This is a genomic window from Peribacillus asahii (genome assembly GCF_003570725.1).
In the GTDB taxonomy this organism is placed as follows: Bacteria; Bacillota; Bacilli; order Bacillales; family DSM-1321; genus Peribacillus; species Peribacillus asahii.
This window is the reverse complement of the sequence record NZ_QWVS01000052.1, coordinates 1-21,045: the sequence shown is the minus strand read 5'-3', so window position 1 is coordinate 21,045 and position 21,045 is coordinate 1. Positions and strand designations below refer to the sequence as shown.

General features: G+C 37.4%; 21 protein-coding genes. 8 read left to right on the top strand and 13 right to left on the bottom strand.

Annotated features, from left to right (window positions below; translation table 11 throughout):
• Nucleotides 1–285: 285 nt before the first annotated feature.
• The gene (locus tag D1953_RS18630) at nt 286–2,445 is read right to left on the bottom strand and encodes a PAS domain S-box protein (RefSeq protein ID WP_119118652.1); all 2,160 of its coding nucleotides are present in this window, start codon (nt 2,443–2,445) and stop codon (nt 286–288) included.
• Nucleotides 2,446–2,762: 317 nt separating this feature from the next.
• Here D1953_RS18630 and D1953_RS18625 point away from each other — a divergent pair, with 317 nt between their 5' ends.
• Nucleotides 2,763–3,602: a YitT family protein gene (locus tag D1953_RS18625; protein WP_425454291.1), complete on the top strand. Its 840-nt coding sequence runs from the start codon at nt 2,763–2,765 to the stop codon at nt 3,600–3,602.
• A gap of 41 nt (nt 3,603–3,643) precedes the next feature.
• On the opposite strand, the gene D1953_RS18620 is transcribed toward D1953_RS18625, so the two are convergent.
• The 3 genes from D1953_RS18620 to recQ all read right to left on the bottom strand — a co-directional run bounded on the left by D1953_RS18620 (nt 3,644) and on the right by recQ (nt 6,927).
• Nucleotides 3,644–3,838 (bottom strand): cold-shock protein, encoded by a 195-nt coding sequence (locus tag D1953_RS18620; protein WP_119118650.1) that lies wholly within the window; start codon nt 3,836–3,838, stop codon nt 3,644–3,646.
• Between the two features lie 691 nt (nt 3,839–4,529).
• Entirely contained in the window at nt 4,530–4,736 is a 207-nt protein-coding gene (locus D1953_RS18615) for a cold-inducible protein YdjO-related protein (RefSeq protein ID WP_119118649.1), read from the bottom strand.
• 70 nt (nt 4,737–4,806) lie between these two features.
• Nucleotides 4,807–6,927: a DNA helicase RecQ gene (recQ, locus tag D1953_RS18610; RefSeq protein WP_119118648.1), complete on the bottom strand. Its 2,121-nt coding sequence runs from the start codon at nt 6,925–6,927 to the stop codon at nt 4,807–4,809.
• 154 nt (nt 6,928–7,081) lie between these two features.
• On the opposite strand from recQ, the gene D1953_RS21455 reads away from it, so the two are divergent.
• Genes D1953_RS21455 through cotJC form a run of 3 tightly spaced genes read left to right on the top strand, consistent with a single transcriptional unit; the run spans nt 7,082 to nt 8,167 of the window.
• The gene (locus D1953_RS21455) at nt 7,082–7,321 is read left to right on the top strand and encodes a spore coat associated protein CotJA (RefSeq protein WP_182480678.1); all 240 of its coding nucleotides are present in this window, start codon (nt 7,082–7,084) and stop codon (nt 7,319–7,321) included.
• Nucleotides 7,322–7,585, top strand: coding sequence for a spore coat protein CotJB (gene cotJB, locus D1953_RS21450; RefSeq protein WP_182480677.1), 264 nt, complete (start codon nt 7,322–7,324; stop codon nt 7,583–7,585).
• A 12-nt stretch (nt 7,586–7,597) separates the two neighbouring features.
• On the top strand, nt 7,598–8,167 hold the full coding sequence (gene cotJC / locus D1953_RS18600) for a spore coat protein CotJC (RefSeq protein WP_119118647.1): 570 nt from the start codon (nt 7,598–7,600) through the stop codon (nt 8,165–8,167).
• A 364-nt stretch (nt 8,168–8,531) separates the two neighbouring features.
• On the opposite strand, the gene D1953_RS18590 is transcribed toward cotJC, so the two are convergent.
• Nucleotides 8,532–9,404, bottom strand: a complete 873-nt coding sequence (locus D1953_RS18590) for a CvfB family protein (RefSeq protein WP_119118645.1) — start codon at nt 9,402–9,404, stop codon at nt 8,532–8,534.
• 129 nt (nt 9,405–9,533) lie between these two features.
• Nucleotides 9,534–9,962 (bottom strand): hypothetical protein, encoded by a 429-nt coding sequence (locus D1953_RS18585; RefSeq protein WP_119118644.1) that lies wholly within the window; start codon nt 9,960–9,962, stop codon nt 9,534–9,536.
• Between the two features lie 221 nt (nt 9,963–10,183).
• On the opposite strand from D1953_RS18585, the gene D1953_RS18580 reads away from it, so the two are divergent.
• The 3 genes from D1953_RS18580 to D1953_RS18570 all read left to right on the top strand — a co-directional run bounded on the left by D1953_RS18580 (nt 10,184) and on the right by D1953_RS18570 (nt 13,633).
• Nucleotides 10,184–10,711 (top strand): GNAT family N-acetyltransferase, encoded by a 528-nt coding sequence (locus tag D1953_RS18580; protein ID WP_119118643.1) that lies wholly within the window; start codon nt 10,184–10,186, stop codon nt 10,709–10,711.
• A gap of 936 nt (nt 10,712–11,647) precedes the next feature.
• Nucleotides 11,648–13,267, top strand: coding sequence for an ABC-F family ATP-binding cassette domain-containing protein (locus D1953_RS18575; RefSeq protein ID WP_119118642.1), 1,620 nt, complete (start codon nt 11,648–11,650; stop codon nt 13,265–13,267).
• A 108-nt stretch (nt 13,268–13,375) separates the two neighbouring features.
• The gene (locus D1953_RS18570) at nt 13,376–13,633 is read left to right on the top strand and encodes a hypothetical protein (RefSeq protein ID WP_119118641.1); all 258 of its coding nucleotides are present in this window, start codon (nt 13,376–13,378) and stop codon (nt 13,631–13,633) included.
• A gap of 8 nt (nt 13,634–13,641) precedes the next feature.
• Here the strand turns inward: D1953_RS18570 and D1953_RS18565 are convergent, their stop codons facing one another.
• From D1953_RS18565 to D1953_RS18555, 3 genes are all read right to left on the bottom strand, one after another.
• Nucleotides 13,642–13,866, bottom strand: a complete 225-nt coding sequence (locus D1953_RS18565; protein WP_119118640.1) for a hypothetical protein — start codon at nt 13,864–13,866, stop codon at nt 13,642–13,644.
• A gap of 179 nt (nt 13,867–14,045) precedes the next feature.
• Nucleotides 14,046–15,566 carry a flotillin lipid rafts scaffold protein FloT gene (locus D1953_RS18560; protein WP_119118639.1) on the bottom strand — a complete coding sequence of 507 codons (1,521 nt, stop codon included), beginning with the start codon at nt 15,564–15,566 and terminating at the stop codon, nt 14,046–14,048.
• A gap of 20 nt (nt 15,567–15,586) precedes the next feature.
• Nucleotides 15,587–16,108, bottom strand: coding sequence for an NfeD family membrane protein (locus tag D1953_RS18555; protein WP_119118697.1), 522 nt, complete (start codon nt 16,106–16,108; stop codon nt 15,587–15,589).
• Nucleotides 16,109–16,312: 204 nt separating this feature from the next.
• Here D1953_RS18555 and D1953_RS18550 point away from each other — a divergent pair, with 204 nt between their 5' ends.
• Nucleotides 16,313–16,879: a biotin transporter BioY gene (locus D1953_RS18550; protein WP_119118638.1), complete on the top strand. Its 567-nt coding sequence runs from the start codon at nt 16,313–16,315 to the stop codon at nt 16,877–16,879.
• A gap of 199 nt (nt 16,880–17,078) precedes the next feature.
• Here D1953_RS18550 and D1953_RS18545 read toward each other — a convergent pair whose 3' ends face one another.
• The 4 genes from D1953_RS18545 to D1953_RS18530 form a co-directional block, all read right to left on the bottom strand.
• Nucleotides 17,079–17,525, bottom strand: a complete 447-nt coding sequence (locus tag D1953_RS18545) for a YusW family protein (RefSeq protein ID WP_119118637.1) — start codon at nt 17,523–17,525, stop codon at nt 17,079–17,081.
• A gap of 118 nt (nt 17,526–17,643) precedes the next feature.
• Nucleotides 17,644–18,288 (bottom strand): PAQR family membrane homeostasis protein TrhA, encoded by a 645-nt coding sequence (gene trhA / locus D1953_RS18540; RefSeq protein WP_119118636.1) that lies wholly within the window; start codon nt 18,286–18,288, stop codon nt 17,644–17,646.
• A gap of 117 nt (nt 18,289–18,405) precedes the next feature.
• Nucleotides 18,406–18,921 (bottom strand): cell wall hydrolase, encoded by a 516-nt coding sequence (locus D1953_RS18535; RefSeq protein ID WP_245980258.1) that lies wholly within the window; start codon nt 18,919–18,921, stop codon nt 18,406–18,408.
• 141 nt (nt 18,922–19,062) lie between these two features.
• Nucleotides 19,063–20,883 (bottom strand): PTS fructose transporter subunit IIABC, encoded by a 1,821-nt coding sequence (locus D1953_RS18530; protein ID WP_119118635.1) that lies wholly within the window; start codon nt 20,881–20,883, stop codon nt 19,063–19,065.
• Nucleotides 20,884–21,045 lie beyond the last annotated feature (162 nt).

The following is a 21,045-nucleotide window of genomic DNA, read 5'->3' as shown; positions in this document are numbered from 1 at the left end:
TGTTTCCATTAAAACACATCTCTATAAAAAGACAAAAAAAAAGACAGGAAGAAAGTTTCTTCTGTCTTTATCTCTCTTGCTTTCTTTTTTCCATCAATTTTTGAACGATTTCTGTCGGAGACCAACAATTAAATTGATATTTTGGATGCGTTTCATAACGAAGTCTTGAACAATAATAACGCATCTTATCATCAACTCTCTCGCTGCGAAAGTGTTCACATGTTGCGCAACAATGAAATGTATTCATCTATCATCCCTACTCACACATCATAATTTGATAAACCCCTATGCCGTTTCTAACGGTAATAAAATATTAAAAGCGGTTCCTTTATTCACTTCACTTTCAACAACTATACGCCCTTGATGACTTTCAATAATTTTAAAGCTCACCATTAACCCTAAGCCATTTCCGGTTTCCTTCGTCGTATAAAATGGTTCGCCCAGCTTTTTCAAACGATCGGGCGGAATGCCGACACCAGTATCTTCAAAAGAAATTTGTACTTCGCCTTCTCTAAGCTCTGTTGTCACTTTAATATGACCGCCATTAGGCATGGCCTCAATTCCATTTTTCACAAAGTTTAAAAACACTTGCTTCAAACGATTTTCATCACAACGAACGAAAATGAAATCATACATGTTTTCAAAATAAAAATTGACCTTTTTCTTTCTCGCATCAAATTCCATTAAGGATAAAACATTTTGAATGATTGGAACAATATTTTTTGTTTCTAACTTAACAGACTGAGGCTTCGCAAGCACAAGAAACTCCTCAACAATTTGGTTTACACGGTCAATTTCATCTAAGATAATATCCAAATATTCGAGCCTTGTTGGGTCTTTTTCATCCAATTGTAAAAACTCTGTATATCCCTTCATCGATGTAAGCGGATTACGAATCTCATGGGCCACACCTGCTGCTAATTGGCCGACGGCGGCTAATTTATCTTGTTGATGTAATAGCTCTTCTGATTTTTTCCGTTCGGTAATATCATGAAGAATGGATAAGAAGTACGTCGGTTTTCCTGCTTCAGAACGATACGGAACAATGGTCGCGTCTACCCAATACTCCCCGCCATCTTTCGCCAGATTGCGTAATTCCCCTTTCCATACTTTTCCTGACCGAACCGTTTCCCCAATTTCTTTTAATAATGCTTCTGTATAATAATCCGATTGCAGGATGGAATGTGAACGACCGATTAGTTCCTCTGCTGTATATCCAGAAATAGCAATAAATTGGTCATTCACTTGAACGATTTTCCCTGCTTTATCCGTAATCATGACAATAGACGAATGATTAAGTGCATTATAAATATCTTGTAATTCGCGAATCGATGTTTTCAAATCCTGCTCTGCTTGTTTACGACGCGTAATATCCGAACGAATCGAAATAAATTGATATGGCTTCCCATTCTCCATAAAAGGCACAATCGTCGTATAGACCCAATAGAAGTTGCCATATTTGTCTTTATTGCATATTTCCCCGCTCCATGTGCGTCCTTGCTTAATCGTGCTCCATAAATTCCCGAAAAACTCTTTCGGATGATATCCCGAGTTAATAATAGAATGACTCTGTCCAAGCAGCTCTTCTTCACTGTACTTTGAAATCTCAACAAACTTATCATTTACATACGTAATAATACCTTTTGGATCGGTAATCGCAATAATAGAAGATTGATCAAGCGCAAAGCGAATATCCTTTACATAATTATCACTTTTGGCTAAACGACGATTAATAATCGTACTAGACGTAATCAAACCTGATAATACAAGAAGCGAAACAAAAAAGAGTAAATACATAATAAAAGGCATCTCACTCAAAAGTTCATTAATACTGCCGATTGCGTGATTAACAGGGAACGCGCTTAACAGCAAAAAATGCCCTTGGGTAATCGCCCCCGTCATGACCAACGTACTAACCAACTTCAAAAAGTACGTATTCCCTCGATTAAATCTGCTTGGATAAAATAAAATAAGAAGGGCCACAACAAATAAACAAAAAAGAATAGCAAATGGTATACCGAGTAAGACTACATTATACGCAAATGAATGCTGCAGGGCATACATTCCAATAATATAACTAGACAATACAGCCATGGAGAGCAAAAAGCTGGCCATTAACAACTGGGAAAGACGCAGCTTTTTTTTAGATAAACTTAAGAAACCCATTGCTGCTAAAGCCGTTCCAAGTACAAAAGCTAAAACACTAATAGCTACGTTCATTGAAACGATACGATTGTCACCGCCAATTAAACTATTAAAGAAATTAAGTGTCCAAATCGCAATTCCTAACGCAAAGCTGCTGCCTACATATAAGAAACGCTTCATATGCCCTTTCGTTGTCCGCATCATCAATAATAGCTCAATCGCTGTATATGTCGAAATAAAAGTCAACATTACCGCGGTAATAAAAATAACTGAATTGGGTGATACAATAAGTCCGTCCATTATTTCATATTACCTTTCTACATCTATTTTCTTTATATTGTAATGGAAAAAGTGACTATATTAAAAACTTTTTTTGTTTTTATTTCATTTTATAATATTCCTTTTCTCCCATTTTCGGCCCAAAATAAGTAATATCAGCAAAAAACTTCACATTTATGATGTAAAGTCCTTTATTTACAAATCTCTCTATGTTTATAATTAGTAGTACATATTACGTATATTTATAGGAAAAGGAGTGGGACAAGCATATGTCAGACATAATAAGCCATCATGCAGCGGAAGCTGTCCAAAAAAAAGCGCAGCATAAACGCTTAACAATGCGCCAAATTATCCAACGTGCTTTTCTTATTACACTAGGCGCCATCTTAATGAGTATCGGTCTTGAAATCTTTTTAGTACCGAATAATGTAATCGATGGAGGCATTACTGGAATTTCGATTATGTTATCTTACACGACCGGTTTGAAATTAGGGATATTTATCTTTCTTTTAAACCTTCCTTTCTTTTTTATCGGCTATAAACAAATTGGTAAAACCTTCGCTATTTCCACCCTTTATGGAATTATCATTCTTTCTATCTCAACAACCTTATTACATCATGTTTCTGCCTTTACGCAGGACATTCTGCTCGCTTCAATTTTTGGCGGTATGATTCTTGGTGTTGGAATCGGGATTGTTATTCGATATGGCGGCTCTCTCGACGGTACAGAAATTATGGCGATTTTAGCCAGTAAGAAATTGCCCTTTTCTGTTGGCGAAATCGTCATGTTTTTCAACATCTTCATTTTAGGAAGCGCTGGTTTTGTCTTCTCCTGGGATCGTGCTATGTACTCTATTCTTGCTTACTTCGTCGCTTATAAAACAATGGATGTCGTGATTGCAGGACTTGATGAATCGAAATTCGTTTGGATTATTAGTGACAACTTTCATGACATTAGCGATGCCATTCTCCATCGACTTGGCCGCGGGGTTACCTATTTAACTGGTGAAGGTGCTTACTCTGGGGATGATAAGAAAGTTATCTTCTGTGTCATTAACCGTCTTGAAGAAGCCAAGTTAAAAGATATCGTAAAAGAATACGATCCCTCTGCCTTTCTAGCCGTTGGGGATATTGCTGAAGTACGCGGCGGCCGCTTTAAGAAAAAAGATATTCATTAAAAAAGAGCAAATGCTGTTTTAAGCATTTGCTCTTTTTCCACTTAATAGTTTTTTGGATTATTAATTGCTTGCAGCATGCGTGTTCCGGCCTTCATTTCACTACCACATAACGGACACTTTTGATCATCGCTGCTTGTAAAGTTATCACGAATCCATCCTTTACAATCATCAGCTACACATTCCCATACTTTCGTTTCTTCTGGGACAACTTCTTCTGCATTATTTCGTCTATACAATATATCTCACTCCTTAGATTCTTTGAAAAGCTATTTTTCATTCAAGCGGAACGAGATACGAGAACCCGTTAGTATGAACAAGAAATCTAATTCTATTATATCATATTACAGCTCAACTATTTGGATAAAAGTCCCAACTGGTATATAAACAAAGCATTTCCTATTAAGCTACTTTATACACGAGCGTAATTTCTGCCCAAACCTGAAACAATGAAAGCCCTGCCTCTCTCTCATCCATACGGCTCCAAAGCCGCGCCTGTGAGAATCAAGTTCTAGGACACAAAGCACATCTTTATTCACAAAATCTCTCATAATAATGGAAAATGAAATTTACACATAAAAGGGTTGTAGAAAATCTTGAAGGCTAAATAAATGTGGAGAAATCAATTGATTAATCTTTCATGCTTATACTCAACTCACGAGCATAATTTAATAGAAATGCTACTTTATAAAAGGCTATGTTATATGAGGCGATTGATTGTTAGTTTCTTTTCATACAGCTATGTGTGAAACAGTAATTGTGTACACACTAAGCTAAAAATTACGTCAATCAATAGTATTCACAAACTGTGCCTTATAAAAAATTACCCTCTAGCGATTTACCATTCAAATCACTGAATTTCAATAATAACATATATTTTTCTACATGTAAAGAGTTACAAAAAAAATAAAGAGGTGAACAACTCACCCCTCACTTAAATGAATTAAAGTCTGTTTGGATTTTTGGCAGTTCTCGTACTTCTTCAATTAACTGACTGCCGCACATTGGGCATACATAATTTTCAGAAGCAAAGTCCTTCCTCATCCACCCATTACAACTAGCTGATTCGCATGCGTATACAACGGTATTCTCAATAACTATTTCAGGCTCCTCTGAATTTCTCTTAGCAAAATACATGGGCAACCTCCTCTTTTCCATAGTATACGCATTACGTTTATAACTTATTTATGAACTGAAAAAAATTTAATTACTCTTCTATCCTCGCTTTTACAAGGGCTGCTTTAATCATAAAATAGGATATTTCCTCAGGTAACGCTTCTTTTAACGGCTTAAGCTTGTCTGCACCGAGCCGATTGGCTGTTTCAATAATTTGTTGATATTCCGCTACCGAAAAAATTTGATTCCAGTCTATTTCCAAACCTTCTTCAGCACACTTGATAATATGACTTTCAATCGTCACAATTGATAAACTGCGAGTTGTCGCAATGTCCTTTATCGCGTTGCCTTCACGATACAATTGATAACTTTCAAGATGCGTTGGTATTCCTCCATTTTGTCGTGATTTCTCCTTCGGTTGGGGTATATGCGCTACATCGGAGTGCTCAGCGACATATGCTCGAATACTCTCCATAAAAGCTTGACCATATCGTTCAAGCTTTTGTTGCCCGACTCCTTTCACATTCAGGAGTTGCTCCTTCGTTTGCGGTAATTTAGCCGCCATATCCTTTAACGTTACATCTGAAAAAATGATAAATGGTGCAACATTTTCCGCACTCGCCAATTCTTTACGCACATGACGTAATTGTTCAAACAAGACATTATCCATTGTAAGGGCAGCAACTTGCTTTCTTTCCTTACGGTACACTTGCTTCTGCCCCATTAAAACTTCTTTCCCACTATGCGTTACTTTTAATACCGGATACTGCCCACCTGTCATTTCGATATATTGCTTAGCGGTAAGAAAATCAATAAAGTCCGCTACTTCCTTCGCTGTTTGCTGCCTCATAATACCATAGGTTGATAAACGCCCAAAACCAAACTCTTCAATTTTCTTATTACGCGAGCCTGTTAACACTTGACTAATTAATGTTTTTCCAAAACGTTCCCCCATACGAATCATACAAGATAGTACCATTTGAGCTTCCGTTGTTACATCCATTGAATGGCGTTGATCTGTACAATTCTCACAATGACCACAATCTTCAGGGTTTGCATCGCCAAAATAGCGTAAAATAAAAGCTTGTAAACAGCCTTCGGTAAAACTATAATCTTTCATTTTATTTAATTTCTTTAACTCTTCTTCTTTTCGTTCAGGATCTGGGTGAGATTGTTCAATTAAAAAACGCTGCACTTGCATATCTTGCGGAGAATATAAGAGAATACACTCACTATCTAATCCATCTCGTCCAGCACGTCCCGCTTCTTGATAATAACTTTCCATGTTTTTAGGAGTTTGATAATGAATCACATATCGGACATTCGATTTATCAATCCCCATTCCGAATGCAGACGTTGCGACCATCACCGATAGGTCATCCTGAATAAATTGATCCTGCATGAAAGAGCGTTCGCCTTCATTCATTCCCGCATGATAACGTCCAACTTGGATGCCTGCTTTTTGTAACCGTTGATAAAGCAAATCAACATCTTTTCTTGTTGCCGCATAGATGATACCCGATTCCTGCTTATTCTTTTCTATATAACGCGTGAGAAATTGATCGCGATTCTCCTCTTTCACAACCGAAAAAAACAAATTATCCCGAGCAAACCCTGTAGAAATCGTCGTTTCATTATCAATTCCAAGCGACTGACAAATGTCTGCTGTTACTTCCGGTGTAGCTGTCGCTGTTAAAGCAAGCACAATTGGTTTCGATGGCAACTCTTTTAAAAGGGTTTTAATTTTTAAATAGCTTGGCCGAAAATCATGTCCCCACTGCGAAATACAATGAGCCTCATCAATAGCTACTAAGGATAGATTCATATGCTGCCATTCTTGTTGAAAAGCGGAATGATCTAGACGCTCCGGAGCAATATAAACCAGCTTATATTTTCCTTGCTTAATATCGTTCATTCGCATAGATGCTTCACTAGCAGAAATCGAGCTGTTTAAATACGTCGCTTCAATTCCATTATGTACAAGCGCATCCACCTGATCTTTCATTAAAGAAATGAGAGGCGAAATAACAAGTGTTATGCCTGGAAACAAAAGAGCTGGAATTTGATAACAAATCGACTTTCCTCCACCAGTTGGCATAATTCCTGCTGTATTTTTTCCTGCAAGCACCCGTTCAATAATTGCTTCCTGACCACTTCGAAACGACTCATATCCAAAATAATGTTGTAAATATTCACGTGCTTTTTCAATCAATAAAAAGCCCTCCTCACTGCTGATTCATAGTTATATTGTACATGTCTTTTTTAATAACGTGAACTAGTAGCTATTTTACCGATTTAAGCATAAACAGGTAGAATGTGCATAGTTTTGTATAGGCAGAATTTTTCTGTGAAGGAGGGATTTTATAATGGATCAACAGCATGAACAATCGTTTACACAGGTCAAAACGTGGCAACCTTTCCACAGTCCATTTGACCCATGTCCACCTATCGGCAATAAATTTTACCGAACTCCTATTAACATATATATGACCTTTCAACCACCAAACCTTGAACAATTTTCTCCACAAGAAGCATTAAGGAGCGGCACACTTTGGAAAGTTTTTTATGATTATTATGAAAACCCATATCGAGAGAGGGATTCTTAAATGAACAAGAAACTAGATGCAGAGTACTATCAACTGCTGGAGCAAATCCAAGCCGCCGACTTTGTTCTCGTTGAATTAACCCTGTACTTGGATACACACCCAGATGATCAAAATGCATTAACGCAATTCAATCAATACTCGGAGTATTCGAGACAATTAAAAGCCATCTTCGAGCCAAGATATGGTCCGTTATTACAATATGGAAATAGCCCGGTTGGTCAACAATGGGACTGGGGAAGCGGCCCATGGCCATGGCAAGTGTGAGGAGGGAAAAATATGTGGATTTACGAAAAAAAATTACAATATCCTGTGAAAGTCAGCACTTGCAATCCAAAGCTCGCAAAATATCTCATTGAACAATATGGAGGTGCAGACGGTGAACTCGCCGCTGCTCTCCGTTATTTAAATCAACGATACACGATTCCAGATAAAGTAATCGGACTACTTACAGACATTGGAACCGAGGAATTTGCGCATCTCGAAATGATTGCAACAATGGTGTATAAACTAACAAAAGACGCCACGCCGCAGCAAATGCGGGCAGCTGGCCTTGCTGAGCGGTATGTAAATCACGATGGTGCTCTTTTCTACGAAAATGCTGCTGGAGAGCCATGGAGCGCAAAGTATATTCAAGCAAAAGGAGATCCCATTGCCGATTTATACGAAGATATCGCCGCCGAAGAAAAAGCAAGGGCTACCTATCAATGGCTAATTGACATTTCCGATGACCCAGATGTTAACGATTCATTACGTTTTTTACGCGAACGTGAAATTGTACACTCTATGCGTTTTCGAGAAGCTGTCGAAATTTTAAAAGAAGAACAAAACAGGAAAAAGATTTTTTAATACTTTTGAACCTCCCCCACTTATTAATCCAGCCTGAAGTGGGGGATTTCTATGAACCCAAGCTAATGCTTAACTTTTTGCGTAGCCCCCTAGTCCCCAGAATCAGAACCAAAAGTTTTATACGCTAGGTTCAACCTTCTCGCTTATGTATGATACACTAAAGAAAAATTTAGATTACTTAACAAAAGTCATGAAAAAACATGGTTTTTCAACTATTAACAGTGAGTGGCGGCATTATGAAGATACAAATTGGAGCAAGTATCCGATTTTAAACGTACCTTTACAAGATTTCAAATAAGTCATAAGAAAAACGAGCAAGGCCATGAATTCTAAAAAATTCATGGCCTGTTTCAATGTATATGTTTTATTTTCGATCAGACGAATACGTCCAACCGTCTTCTTGATAAACTTTTCCTTCTTTCATTAGCTTCCCTAATGCGCGTTTGAACGCTCCTTTGCTCAACCCAAAATGAAATTGAACGTCTTCTGGCTGCGTTTTATCCCCATATGGCATCGCCCCGCCACGATTCATTAAGTAACGGAAAATGACCTCGGCATCTTCCACCATTTTATCTTGTTTAAATGGCATTAACGACACATTTAATGTGCCATCTTCTTTGCTATCAATGACGCGGCCTTCTACGAATTCTCCTAATCGCGGCTCTTGTTTTCGCTCACTTTCATGTACAAAGCAACGATAGCCTTCTTCTGAAACGAAGAACGATCCAACCATTAATAAGCGATATACATTTCCTTTAACCGTCGTATTACGTACACCTTTTAACGGCGCTTTTACCGCCATTTCCTGAATGACGTCCTCCGTTGCTAACTTAGCAAATAAACGTTCTTGACGATCTGTTTTTAAAGAAACATATAAACGGTCACCTACTGCTGGCCATAGATGCTGCAAATTCGGTAAATCATCTAATGATACTAAAATGTCCTTAGATAGACCGATATTGACAAATACACCTAACTCTCTTCTAACATTCACTACTTCCGCCCAGCCATATGTACCAACTTGAATACTTGGAATCTTCATCGTTGACGTTAAACGACCTTGTTTATCTAAGTAAATAAAAACGGTTACTTCCTGCCCAATTTCTAGTTCTGTTCCTTCTGTTATTTCACTATTATGAAGCAATACATCATCTGTGCCATCTGTTAAAAAATAGCCAAATTCCGTTTCGCGATCGACTTCTAATTCAACGGCCTTTCCGACCTGTATCATTTGCATGTATAATTTCCTCCCGTACGTTCCTTTACTTCTCATTGTACCCCAATATGTATTTTTCAACATAGTTGAATCTATCACTTTTTACACTCAATGTACAGAGCGAGTATACAGCAACTATTATGCTCATTATCATTTAATTTTATCAATTTGTAAGTGACTAACTCCATGCTTCTCTAAGTGAAGATGATATTCTTCTTCTAGTTCGACAATGCGCTCAAAAGCACGTTCCTCATCATATACATGCTCCGCCATTTCATGAGCCAAGTCCCGGCGTGCAAGATAATACGCTAATTTATCTTTAAACACCATCTCTTCATACTGATCAATTACCTGTTGTATGTCATTTTTACATGTTGCTGTCATATCATATAAGTTATACTCTTCATCCCATTCAACACCGTCAAAACCGAAGTCTTTTGCCAGTGACAATATATGCTGTTCCATTTCACCAAACGCTTGAGCCTCATTCGTTTCCTGGTCAGAAGAAGCTATCCAATATCCATATTGAACAAGCTTAAGTAATGTTTCATATTGTTCTCTTTTCAAGTGAATATTCATAAAAAACTCCTCTATATTTTTTACTTTATAATCTTAAACAGTATACTAGTGTACCACTTATGTACAGTTTAAGAAACATAGAAGATGACATGTTTCTATACGTTTTAATATAATTAGGGTTATGTTAAATAATCTGGTTGATAAAAGCTCCATAAACAGGAGAGAAACTTAAAAATCCACACCATCATATTTGTAACTAAACAAAAAACGGAAGTGATTTTTTGAACATTAGAAAAGCTACGGAAGAAGATGTAACCGACATTGCCCATGTTCACGTTGAAACTTGGCGCTCTACATATGCAGGCATTATTCCCGATGATTATTTAAACTCATTAACAATTGAGAGCCGGGCAAAACATTGGAGAAGAAATTTAAAGACCATCCATTCTGCGATCTTTGTAGCGGAAAATGCCGATGGAGAAATTATCGGTTTTGCTGCCGGTGGAACCGAGCAAACGAGAGACCCTGTTTATCAAGGGGAAATTTACGCGATTTATATTTTAAAGGAGTATCAACGACAAGGCATTGGCAAACAGCTTATCAAGCCAATTCTTGATATTTTTATCACAAAGGAGTATAAAAATGTCGTCATCTGGGCATTAGAAGAGAATGTACATCGCGTTTTTTATAGCTCAATGGGCGGACAACTTATTGCGTCAAAACCAATTTCTATCTATGAAAAAGAACTAATTCAAGTAGCTTATGCCTGGGAAAATATTCATGATTTAATGAGAGCAGTAACGGTGTAAAGGGAGGCTGTCCAGCTCCCTTTACACCTAACCTCCTTTTTAAAGACAATTTTTCTTCAATCATTGCTAATTCTTTATCTTCTTGAGCGGATGGTGAAATAGGAGTTGAACAGGAAACTAAAAGAAAACAAGCATATATAAGAACCATTATATATTTTATCGGCACTTCCTACACTTCCCTCCTTTCAAACTGCCTTTATAATATGTAGCTATGTATAGAACACTGTTACATGGTGATGAACCGTGTTAGTTGACGTTACCTACTAGTTAAACGAATAAACCTATCAAAAAGTTTCATAAAAATTGAAAAATAACCTAAAACCCCCTCATTTCAGTCCTGTTATCCTATTAATTTTAAAAGAAGTTTTTATAATTCCTCGCCCCCTATAGAGTCTATAAACTCCTCTTAAGATGATTTATCAAAAAATTAACAGAGATGCCTCTATCCCAAGGAATGTAAAGAACAATAGCCCTTGAATAATTAATGAAAAGTCTATTTTCAGTGGTCGTTGCATACACAAACTGTATATGGCCTCTATTATATATTCTAACGAGCTTTATTTTATGATTCATTATGCACCTTAAATCCTTGCGCTCCCTTAGTGGTTGTTCGATGTGTACCCCTAGGTGGGCTTTCACCACCTAGATAGTTGGCCATGTCTGGCACACAAAAAAGCACCCTGTAGGATGCCCGCTGCTCTTGTTTTTTAAAATATCCATGAGTTCTTTCATACTCAGTTACCTATAAGTTAGTATATCTTTCCACCCTTACCGAACAATCCTTTAACTTTTCACTGAAATAAGGTACAATTTAGCGAGGCACAGTTTAAAATATACACGGTTGTAAACTGCGGCTCGTGCAATTCAACGTCAAATTTAGTAAAATAAATTAATAGAAACGTTGATATAACAGTCTTTTTGGAGGAATGCAAATACATGATTACTGTAAATAATGTTGGTTTACGCTATGGTGACCGTAAACTATTTGAAGATGTTAATATAAAGTTCACACCTGGTAACTGTTATGGATTAATCGGCGCAAATGGTGCTGGTAAATCTACATTTTTAAAAATCCTTTCTGGTGAAATTGAACCACAATCTGGCGACGTTCACATGGGACCAGGCGAACGCCTTGCTGTCTTAAAACAAAACCATTTCGAGTATGAAGAAGAAGAAGTATTGAAAGTGGTTATTATGGGACACGAGAGATTGTATCAAGTAATGCAAGAGAAAGATGCAATCTATATGAAAGAAGATTTTACAGATGAAGACGGTATGAGAGCAGCTGAGCTGGAAGGCGAATTTGCTGATATGAATGGTTGGGAAGCAGATTCAGAAGCAGCCATCCTTCTTAAAGGACTAGGAATTGGTGAAGATCTTCATTACAAAAAAATGGCCGAACTAACAGGTGGAGAGAAAGTAAAAGTATTGCTTGCTCAAGCGTTATTTGGAAAACCAGACGTTCTTCTTCTTGATGAGCCGACCAACCACCTTGACCTACAAGCCATTCAATGGTTAGAGGAATTTTTAATTAACTTTGAAAATACCGTAATTGTTGTTTCACACGACCGTCATTTCTTAAATAAAGTATGTACACATATCGCTGACCTTGATTTTGGTAAAATTAAAATCTATGTTGGTAACTACGATTTCTGGTATGAATCTAGTCAACTTGCTCTTAAAATGGCACAAGATGCAAATAAGAAAAAAGAAGAAAAAATTAAAGAATTACAAAACTTTATTGCACGCTTTAGTGCAAATGCGTCTAAATCAAGTCAAGCAACTTCTCGTAAAAAATTACTCGATAAAATTACGTTAGATGATATCCAACCATCTTCTCGTCGCTATCCGTATGTAGCCTTTACACCGGACCGTGAAATCGGAAATGATCTTCTTCGTGTCGAAGGCATTTCTAAAACAATTGATGGCGTCAAAGTATTAGACAATGTAAGTTTTATTATGAACAAAGATGATAAAATTGCTTTAGTCGGTAAAGATGAAATTGCTAAAACAACATTATTTAAAATTCTTGCTGGTGAAATGGAGCCTGATAGCGGCACATTCAAATGGGGCGTAACGACTTCTCAAGCCTACTTCCCAAAAGATAACGCAGAATTCTTCGAAGGATGCGAGTTATCATTAGTCGATTGGTTACGCCAATTCTCACCAAATGATCAAACAGAAAGTTTCTTACGTGGCTTCTTAGGCCGCATGCTGTTCTCTGGCGAAGAAGTAATGAAAAAAGCAAGTGTTCTATCCGGTGGGGAAAAAGTACGTTGTATGCTTTCTAAAATGATGTTAAGCGGCTCAAACGTATTAATGTTAGATGAACCAACGAGTCACCTTGACTTAGAATCTATCACAGCCTTGAATAATGGACTGATTGCTTTTAAAGGTTCTTTAATCTTTGCTTCTCACGATCATCAGTTTACAGAAACCATTGCAAATCGTATTATTGAAATCACACCTAAAGGCATTATTGATAAACAAATGACATATGATGAGTATTTAAATAATAAAGACTTGCAAAAACAAATTACTGAAATGTATCAATAAGTTTCGTAAGAGAACGCACAGCTCAAATCTTAGCTGTGCGTTTTTCGCGTCTCTCCCTGAATAAAAGAGATAAAAAACAGGTATATTGATACCGGAGGCGAAAATTTGATGGACATGCAATCAATTAAACAATCTTTTGATAATACAGGGTACTCTTTTTTATACGAAAAATTTAAATATCAATTTTATGTGAGTGATTTATTCGCCAAAGTTGAACAAACAGCAATTATCGAAAGTTTTTTAGAACATTATTGTTTTAACGAAGATCAACGGCTATACTATGATGATTTTTCTTATTATTTTAGAACCTTTCAATATTACATAGACAAAAGAAACCTGCAGTCCCTGTTTAATGAAACCGAATGAATAGATTACTAAAACCCATAGTACGGATAGTATGGATAGTATGGATATCCACCATAGAATGGTGCTCCACTAATTAAAGCACCTGCAGCTAAGCCACCTAATAGGCCACCGACAAATGGTGCTCCAAATCCAAATCCACCCCAGCCCCAAGGTCTTCTTCCCCACGGCCTTCTTCCCCATGGACGTCTCATATCATATGCATCAATAGAAACCGGTTGTAAATATGGATTCATTCTCCTGTACCTCCTCATAGTAGTCAAATATCTCTTCCCTTTAACACTATGCATCCTGTATACAGTCCGTCTAGGCAGGTAACTAAAATTTTGAAAATATTAGACCCATTAAACAACACAGTTGATTAGACGTAATAAAATAAAGTGGCATCCCTAATGGAAATGCCACTTTACCCTGTTTATTCTTTTTCTTCTGCTATTACTGCTGTCGTTTCCGTATATCCTTCATTCTTTTGAGCTGATAATACCGTTTGTTTTCCTGCAAAGTTTTCGAGCAGTTCTTTTACATCAATACCTGAAGAAGCTTTTAAAGATTCCTGTAAGGTAGACATTAGGTTCGTTGCATAAGCTGTCACTTTATTGGCACCGCCATTTTCACCACTGCCCCCCGTATCCACAACTGTAATTTTATCAATATTCCCTAGTGGACTAGCGACTTGTTTTGCATATTCGGGAAGCATTTTCAAAATCATGTCCATCACAGCCGCTTGGCCGAATCGCTCGAATGCTTCAGCAATTTTTTGTTTCGCTTCCGCTTCGGCAACCCCTTTTAAGCGAATAATTTCCGCTTCCGTTTCCCCTTGTGCTTTTTGTGCTTCAGCTCTAGCAAGTCCATCCATACGAATTCGTTCTGCTTCCGCTTTGGCCATTGCTTCAACTTTATATTTATTAGCATCCGCCTCTGTAATTTGTTTCATTTTATTCGCAGATGCAGCTTGCTCAACAGCATAGCGGTCAGCGTCGGCTTTTTTCTTCACTTCAGAATCATATTGCTTCTCACGGCGCAAAATTTCTTTTTCTTCTAGTTCAATTTGCTTTTGACGTTCAATAATCCGAATTTGCATTTCTTGTTCGGTTACTTCCTGCTTCGCTCGTGCTGTTTCTAAATCATATGCTTGGTCGGCACGAGCTTTGGCGATATCTTGTTCCCGACGATATTCTGCAATTTTCAGTTTATTTTGTTTCTCGGCTTCCGCAATTTCTGTAGCGCGTTCAAGCTCAGCTTTTTGGGCATCCTTAGAGGCTTCCGCTCGCTTAATTCTCGTTTCTTTTTCCGCTTCAGCCATCGCAATATCTGCATCACGCTTCACTTGAGCAATTCTTGGTTTTCCTAATGATTCTAAATAACCGTTTTTATCTCGGACATCTTTAATCGTGAAAGAAACAATAACAAGCCCCATTTTCGCTAAATCTTGAGAAGCTACACGCTGCACTTCTTGCGAAAATTTTTCACGATTTTTATAAATTTCTTCAACGGTCATCGACCCTAAAATCGAACGAAGATGACCTTCCAATACTTCACGTGCTTCCTGCTCTAAATCTTCTTTCGATTTCCCAAGGAATTGTTCGGCTGCCGTTGCAATTTCTGTAATTGAACCACCAATTTTAATGATGGATACACCATCTGCCATCACAGGTACACCTTGTTCTGTATATACTTCCGGTGTTGAGACTTCAAGCTTACTAGATAATAAGCTTAAAGGTTCCGCTTGTTGAAAAACAGGAAGTACGAAAGCACCTCCACCACGAACAATCTTAATTTTATTGCCGGATTCATCAATATGCACATTTTTATTGCCTAAATAACTCCCGGTTACAATTAAAGCTTCATCTGGACCCGCTGTACGATATTTGGTCACAAAAACGGCTAGTAGAGCAATCAATAAAAAAGCAACTACCACAATAACAATCCAAATCATAGCAAACCTCCTCAGTTCCCTTAAATTTGCTTATAAGCAATAACATATAAAACGCCTTCTTTCACTTCAATAACGAGCACCTTCGTGTCAAAAGGAATCGCCTCATTGTTATAACTTGCAGCAGGTTTAGCAATATTCCCACTATTACTCTCAATTAACACTTCACCAAATCCATCTACCGGTACAGCCGTCAAAACACGTCCTACCCTTCCTTGAAGATCATCCTCTGTAAAGGCAAGCGATTCCTCAGCAGTTGAAATCGGTATAAGAATAAATAGATTCAATAAAGTTACCATTATTAAGGAAATGACAAATGATAAGCTAGCTACGAGCCATTCATGAAGTCCTGTACCCCATGTAAAGAGAAAGGCAGTAGCAAAAAAGAGTGTAAAAAAACTAAAAACAAGCGTTGGATTAAACATGTCGGGGAGTTCAAAACCACTAAACACATCATGAAATAAAATAAAAAGAAATGTAACTGCTCCTGAAATAATAAGTCCATAAAGATAAAACGTTTGCAACGACACCCCAAATATCTCCATAAGCTTCACCCTTATATATATAATCACCCACCTCTTCAACTATCCCCCTTTTTTGGTTGAATACACCATTATATACGTACCATTCCTTCCTAGGGTTTCACAATTATGATAAAATTCATAATTAAATTGACAATTTTCCTAAATCCTATTAAAATTTTATTTGTTAACTGATTATACGAAAATAGTTTACAATAGGAGGCTATTATGACTAACAGCCATGAAAAACTGCGAATGATGATGATTATCGCCTTATTCGCTGCATTAATAGGAATCTTTTCTCAACTTATCATCCCCTTACCGCTTGTCCCAATCACAGGTCAAACGCTTGCCATTGGGCTTGCGGCAACCATATTAGGTGCACGTTATGGTACATATTCTGTAATATTATACTTATTTATTGGTGCAACGGGTGTACCTGTGTATGCTCAAATGACTGGAGGACTAGGCAAACTGTTTGGGCCAACCGGCGGATTCTTATTTTCCTTTGTCATTTCTGCTTTCATTATCGGATTCATTCTTGAAAAAACACGATTTAATATTTCGATGGCTTTTGTTGCAAACATCGTTGGAATGATTATTAACCTAACAATTGGTACTATTTGGTTAAAGCTTTTTGCTTCTTTAACGTGGGAAGCTGCTTTTCTAGGGGGGTTTGCTCCTTTTATTATCGGAGGTATTATTAAGGCCTTTTTAGCTGCGTGGATAGGTATTTTAATTCGGTCGAGACTTGAAAGTGCCAAAATGCTTCCAAAAAAAGCTACTATTTCTTAGGAAATATCTAGTAAAAAAGCTACCACTAAACAATTTAGTGGTAGCTTTTTTTACTAACGATAGTTCACTATCGATTACGGCCCTATCCCCATAAGTCCGAGTAGAATAGTCTTTATATAACCCCTTTGTTACATAAAGACTATTTTACTATATTAACACTTGTTTGACAACGTATGTATGTTGCGTTATTCTTCCTTAATTACTGGTGCTGCTCATATTGTTTTTTCATGCCATCCTCAAATGTTACTTCAAGGTCAAATTCTTGATAATCATCTTTTAAGTTAAACACCTTCAATACTTCTTGAATAACTTCCGCTTGAGGTGTATCTTGATTAAATGTTAATTGATCAAACAGTGGAGTTAACTCTTTCATTGCTTCATCTCCATGAAGATTTTTGTCATTTATAGAATCTTCAATAGATGCCTCTATTTTTCCTTCTAAAGTATCATATTCAACTTCATAATCTTGATTCGTTCCTTTGTAATCCACATCTAATTCGAACTCTTTAAATGAAAATGCTGCTGTCTCATTATTATTTGTTTGTGTATTATTCTCTGCTGGTGGATTATTCACTTCATCCTGATCTCCACAACCAGCTAACATTATAACGGCTAAGAATGGTACAAGTTTTAGTATATTTTTCATATTGTTACCCCTCCTTAAGTTGTATACATTAGTTATTCCCTAATCATTCACTTCTCAAACAAAGGCCCAATTAAAAATACTCCAAAATAAAAAAACAGATTTATCACAAATCTGTTTCTTACTGAGGGATCACATAAAATAATACAGCAAAGAAATGAGCGACAGAGCCCGCTAATACAAAAATATGCCATACAGCATGATGAAAAGGAAAAGCGCGCCATACATAAAATATTGCTCCAAATGTATACAATAAGCCGCCTGCAACAAGAAGTTGAATCCCCTCCGATGGTAACGCAGTTGTTAAAGGCTCCCAAGCAAGTACAATGAGCCACCCCATAGCAATATACAAAATCGTTGAAATAAAAAGAAACTTTTTCACAAAAAAGGCTTTAAATACTACACCAATAACAGCTACTCCCCACACGATACCGAGCAATGTCCAGCCAAGTGCTCCTTTAATAACAAGCAACATAATCGGCGTATACGTTCCTGCAATAAAGATATAGATAGCAGAGTGGTCAAAAATTTCAAACAAATCTTTTACTTTCCCCTCAGGAAAACTATGGACAAGCGTAGAGGAAGCATATAACAGGAGCATTGACACCCCATAAATGGTTGCAGAGGTAACGTGCCAAGCCGTTCCTTGCTGTGCAGCATAAATAATTAAAAATACTAAAGCTGCGATGCTAAGTAATACACCAATTCCATGTGTGATAGCATTCACAAGCTCTTCTTTTCGGGTAAACACATGTGTAGTTGCCATAATATAAGCCCTCCTTCCTTTCCCTATTATACCCTATGCATCCAAAAACTCTACATAAATAAAAAAGACCGTAAACACAACGTCTCAAACTGTGTAAACGGTTCTTCTCTTCTCCATTTAAATGGCAAAATGATGATCCCCAATCACTTTTACAACATCCAGTTTATTCATCCATTCAACATCTGAAATATCTGGATTCCAAAAGTAAAGAGCATCCGTTAATTCATCATGATTCTTCAAAGCATCATCCACGGCTTGAACAGCTTCCTTACTTGGCTTTTGGTTGATATGACCATTCGCCACTGGTTGAAACTGATTCTTTTGATAAATTACCTCATGAACCGTATCTGGAAAATCTTCATGCTCTACACGATTTAACACAACCGTTGCAACAGCAACTTTCCCTTGATATGGTTCACCCTTTGCTTCTGCGTGAACAAGTCTTGCTAATAATTCTTTCTCTTCTTTCTTTATTGGTTTGGAGAACTGATTACTCTCTTTTTTATTGGATTGTATATGAGGTTTTTTTTCTATAGCGGATAATGTATTCGACGGCATTTCGCGTGGAGTAAAAAGACTTAAAACAACAATAATAGCTGTCACAATAAATGACATTATATACGTGTATTTCATTGTATCCCTCCTTGTTTGGGCTCTTTAATTAGAATAACAAACTTAAAGAGAGAATTCAGGGCTAAAATATTACCAAGGAAAACAAGGAATTATTATACAGGATTAAAAAAGGAGCTATCATGAAGTAGCTCCTTGTATTGTCTATAATTGTTTCTTCCATATACCTAATAGCAACGCTGTAATAAACGAACCCATCAATATACTGATTAAATACAATAATGGATGATTCACAAGAGGAATAACAAATACTCCGCCATGTGGAGCAGGCAATGTAATTCCAAATAGCATAGTTAGTGCACCTGTTATAGCCGCTCCAATGGTACAGCTCCCAATAACACGTATTGGATCTGCTGCTCCGTAAGGAATCGCTCCTTCTGTTATAAAGGAAGCACCTAAAAGATAATTGGTCATACCCGATTTTCTTTCTGTTTCCGTGAATTTATTTTTAAAAAGAGTTGTCGCCATAGCAATTCCAAGTGGAGGGACCATCCCTCCCGCCATAATCGCCGCCTGCGGTCCAAAACTGTGCGCTTCGATTGCAGCCAACCCAAAGGTAAATGCTGCCTTATTGAGCGGACCCCCTAAATCAATCGCCATCATCGCTCCAAGAATCATACCGAGCATGATTGCATTGGTCCCAGAAAGCCCTTTCAACCAACCAGTTAACGCCTCATTGATTGCGGTTACTGGCTCGTTTACAATAAAAATCATAAATAGACCAGTAATTAAAACCCCGAATACCGGATAGAGCAAAGTAGGTTTAATTCCTTGTAGTGAAAAAGGTAAAAAACCAAAGCATTTCTTCAACAAGAGAACAATGTAGCCTGCTAAAAAACCAGCTACAAGTCCACCGAGAAAACCGGCTCCTTCATTAGCTGCAAGTAAGCCTCCAACCATTCCAGGAGCAAATCCGGGTCGATCGGCAATACTGCTAGCAATGAATCCCGCAAGTACGGGAACAAGTAAGAAAAAAGCTCCTGTACTTCCACCAATATCATTTAAAGCCTTTGCAAATGGGTGATAATTTGGATCATCAGGATTCACGCCAAACATAAACGACAAAGCAAGTAACACTCCACCACCAACAACAAATGGCAGCATATTACTAACACCATTCATTACATGCTTATAAATAAAGAATCCTTTCGTCGCAAATTTAATCTCTTCATGTCCTTGATAAATCGGTACTTCTTCTAATACCGCACGATTCAGCAGCTCTTCTGGATGTCGAATTCCTTCTGCAACAGGTACAACAATTACTCTTTTTCCACGAAAACGAGTCATATCTATGTGTTTATCAGCAGCGATAATAATCGTCGATGCATCTGCTATTTCTGCAGCTGTTAAGGCATTTTTAACACCCGTTGAGCCGTTCGTTTCAACTCTAAAATCAATGCCTAGCTCTTCCGCTTTCTTCTTTAAAGCATCAGCAGCCATATATGTATGAGCAATGCCTGTTGGACAAGAGGTTACCGCAAGAATTTTTTTCGCAGATGCCTTCTTTGCTTCGTATTCTTTTGCCCGAAACAAAGTTAAAACCTCTTCCTTCTTTTTTGCATTCATTAATTGTGTCCGAAATTGTTCATCTAATAAAAAAGTCGTTAAGGTAGAAAGTGTGTCGAGATAATCCATCTCTTCCTGTTCATTAATCGCAATTAGAAAAAACAAATGAACAGGCTTTCCATCGAGCGACTGAAAATCAACACCGGGTTCGGATTTACCGAAGCAAATCGCCGGCTGTTTCACAGCCTCTGATTTAGCATGTGGAAAAGCCATTCCATCCCCAATTCCTGTCGTCACTTGTTCTTCACGTTCTAAAAGTGCTGTAATAAACTGTTCAACATCTATTACTCGATCTACAGCTCCTAATTGGTTCGCCAACTCATCTATAACAGCTCGTTTTGATGTAGCCTGTAAATCCATAATAATTGTATCCGCTTTAATTAAATCTGTTATATTCATTCCGTTTTACTACATCCTTCCTCGCATCCTCCCTTTTTATCATATCAGAATACGCATAATCAATCTAATATCATAGAAATTAAATTTTTACAGTTTTGTGTATAAAAGAATTTATTAAGAAAAAACCCCCAGAGTGTAGAGAAACCTTTTATTTTTAAATTT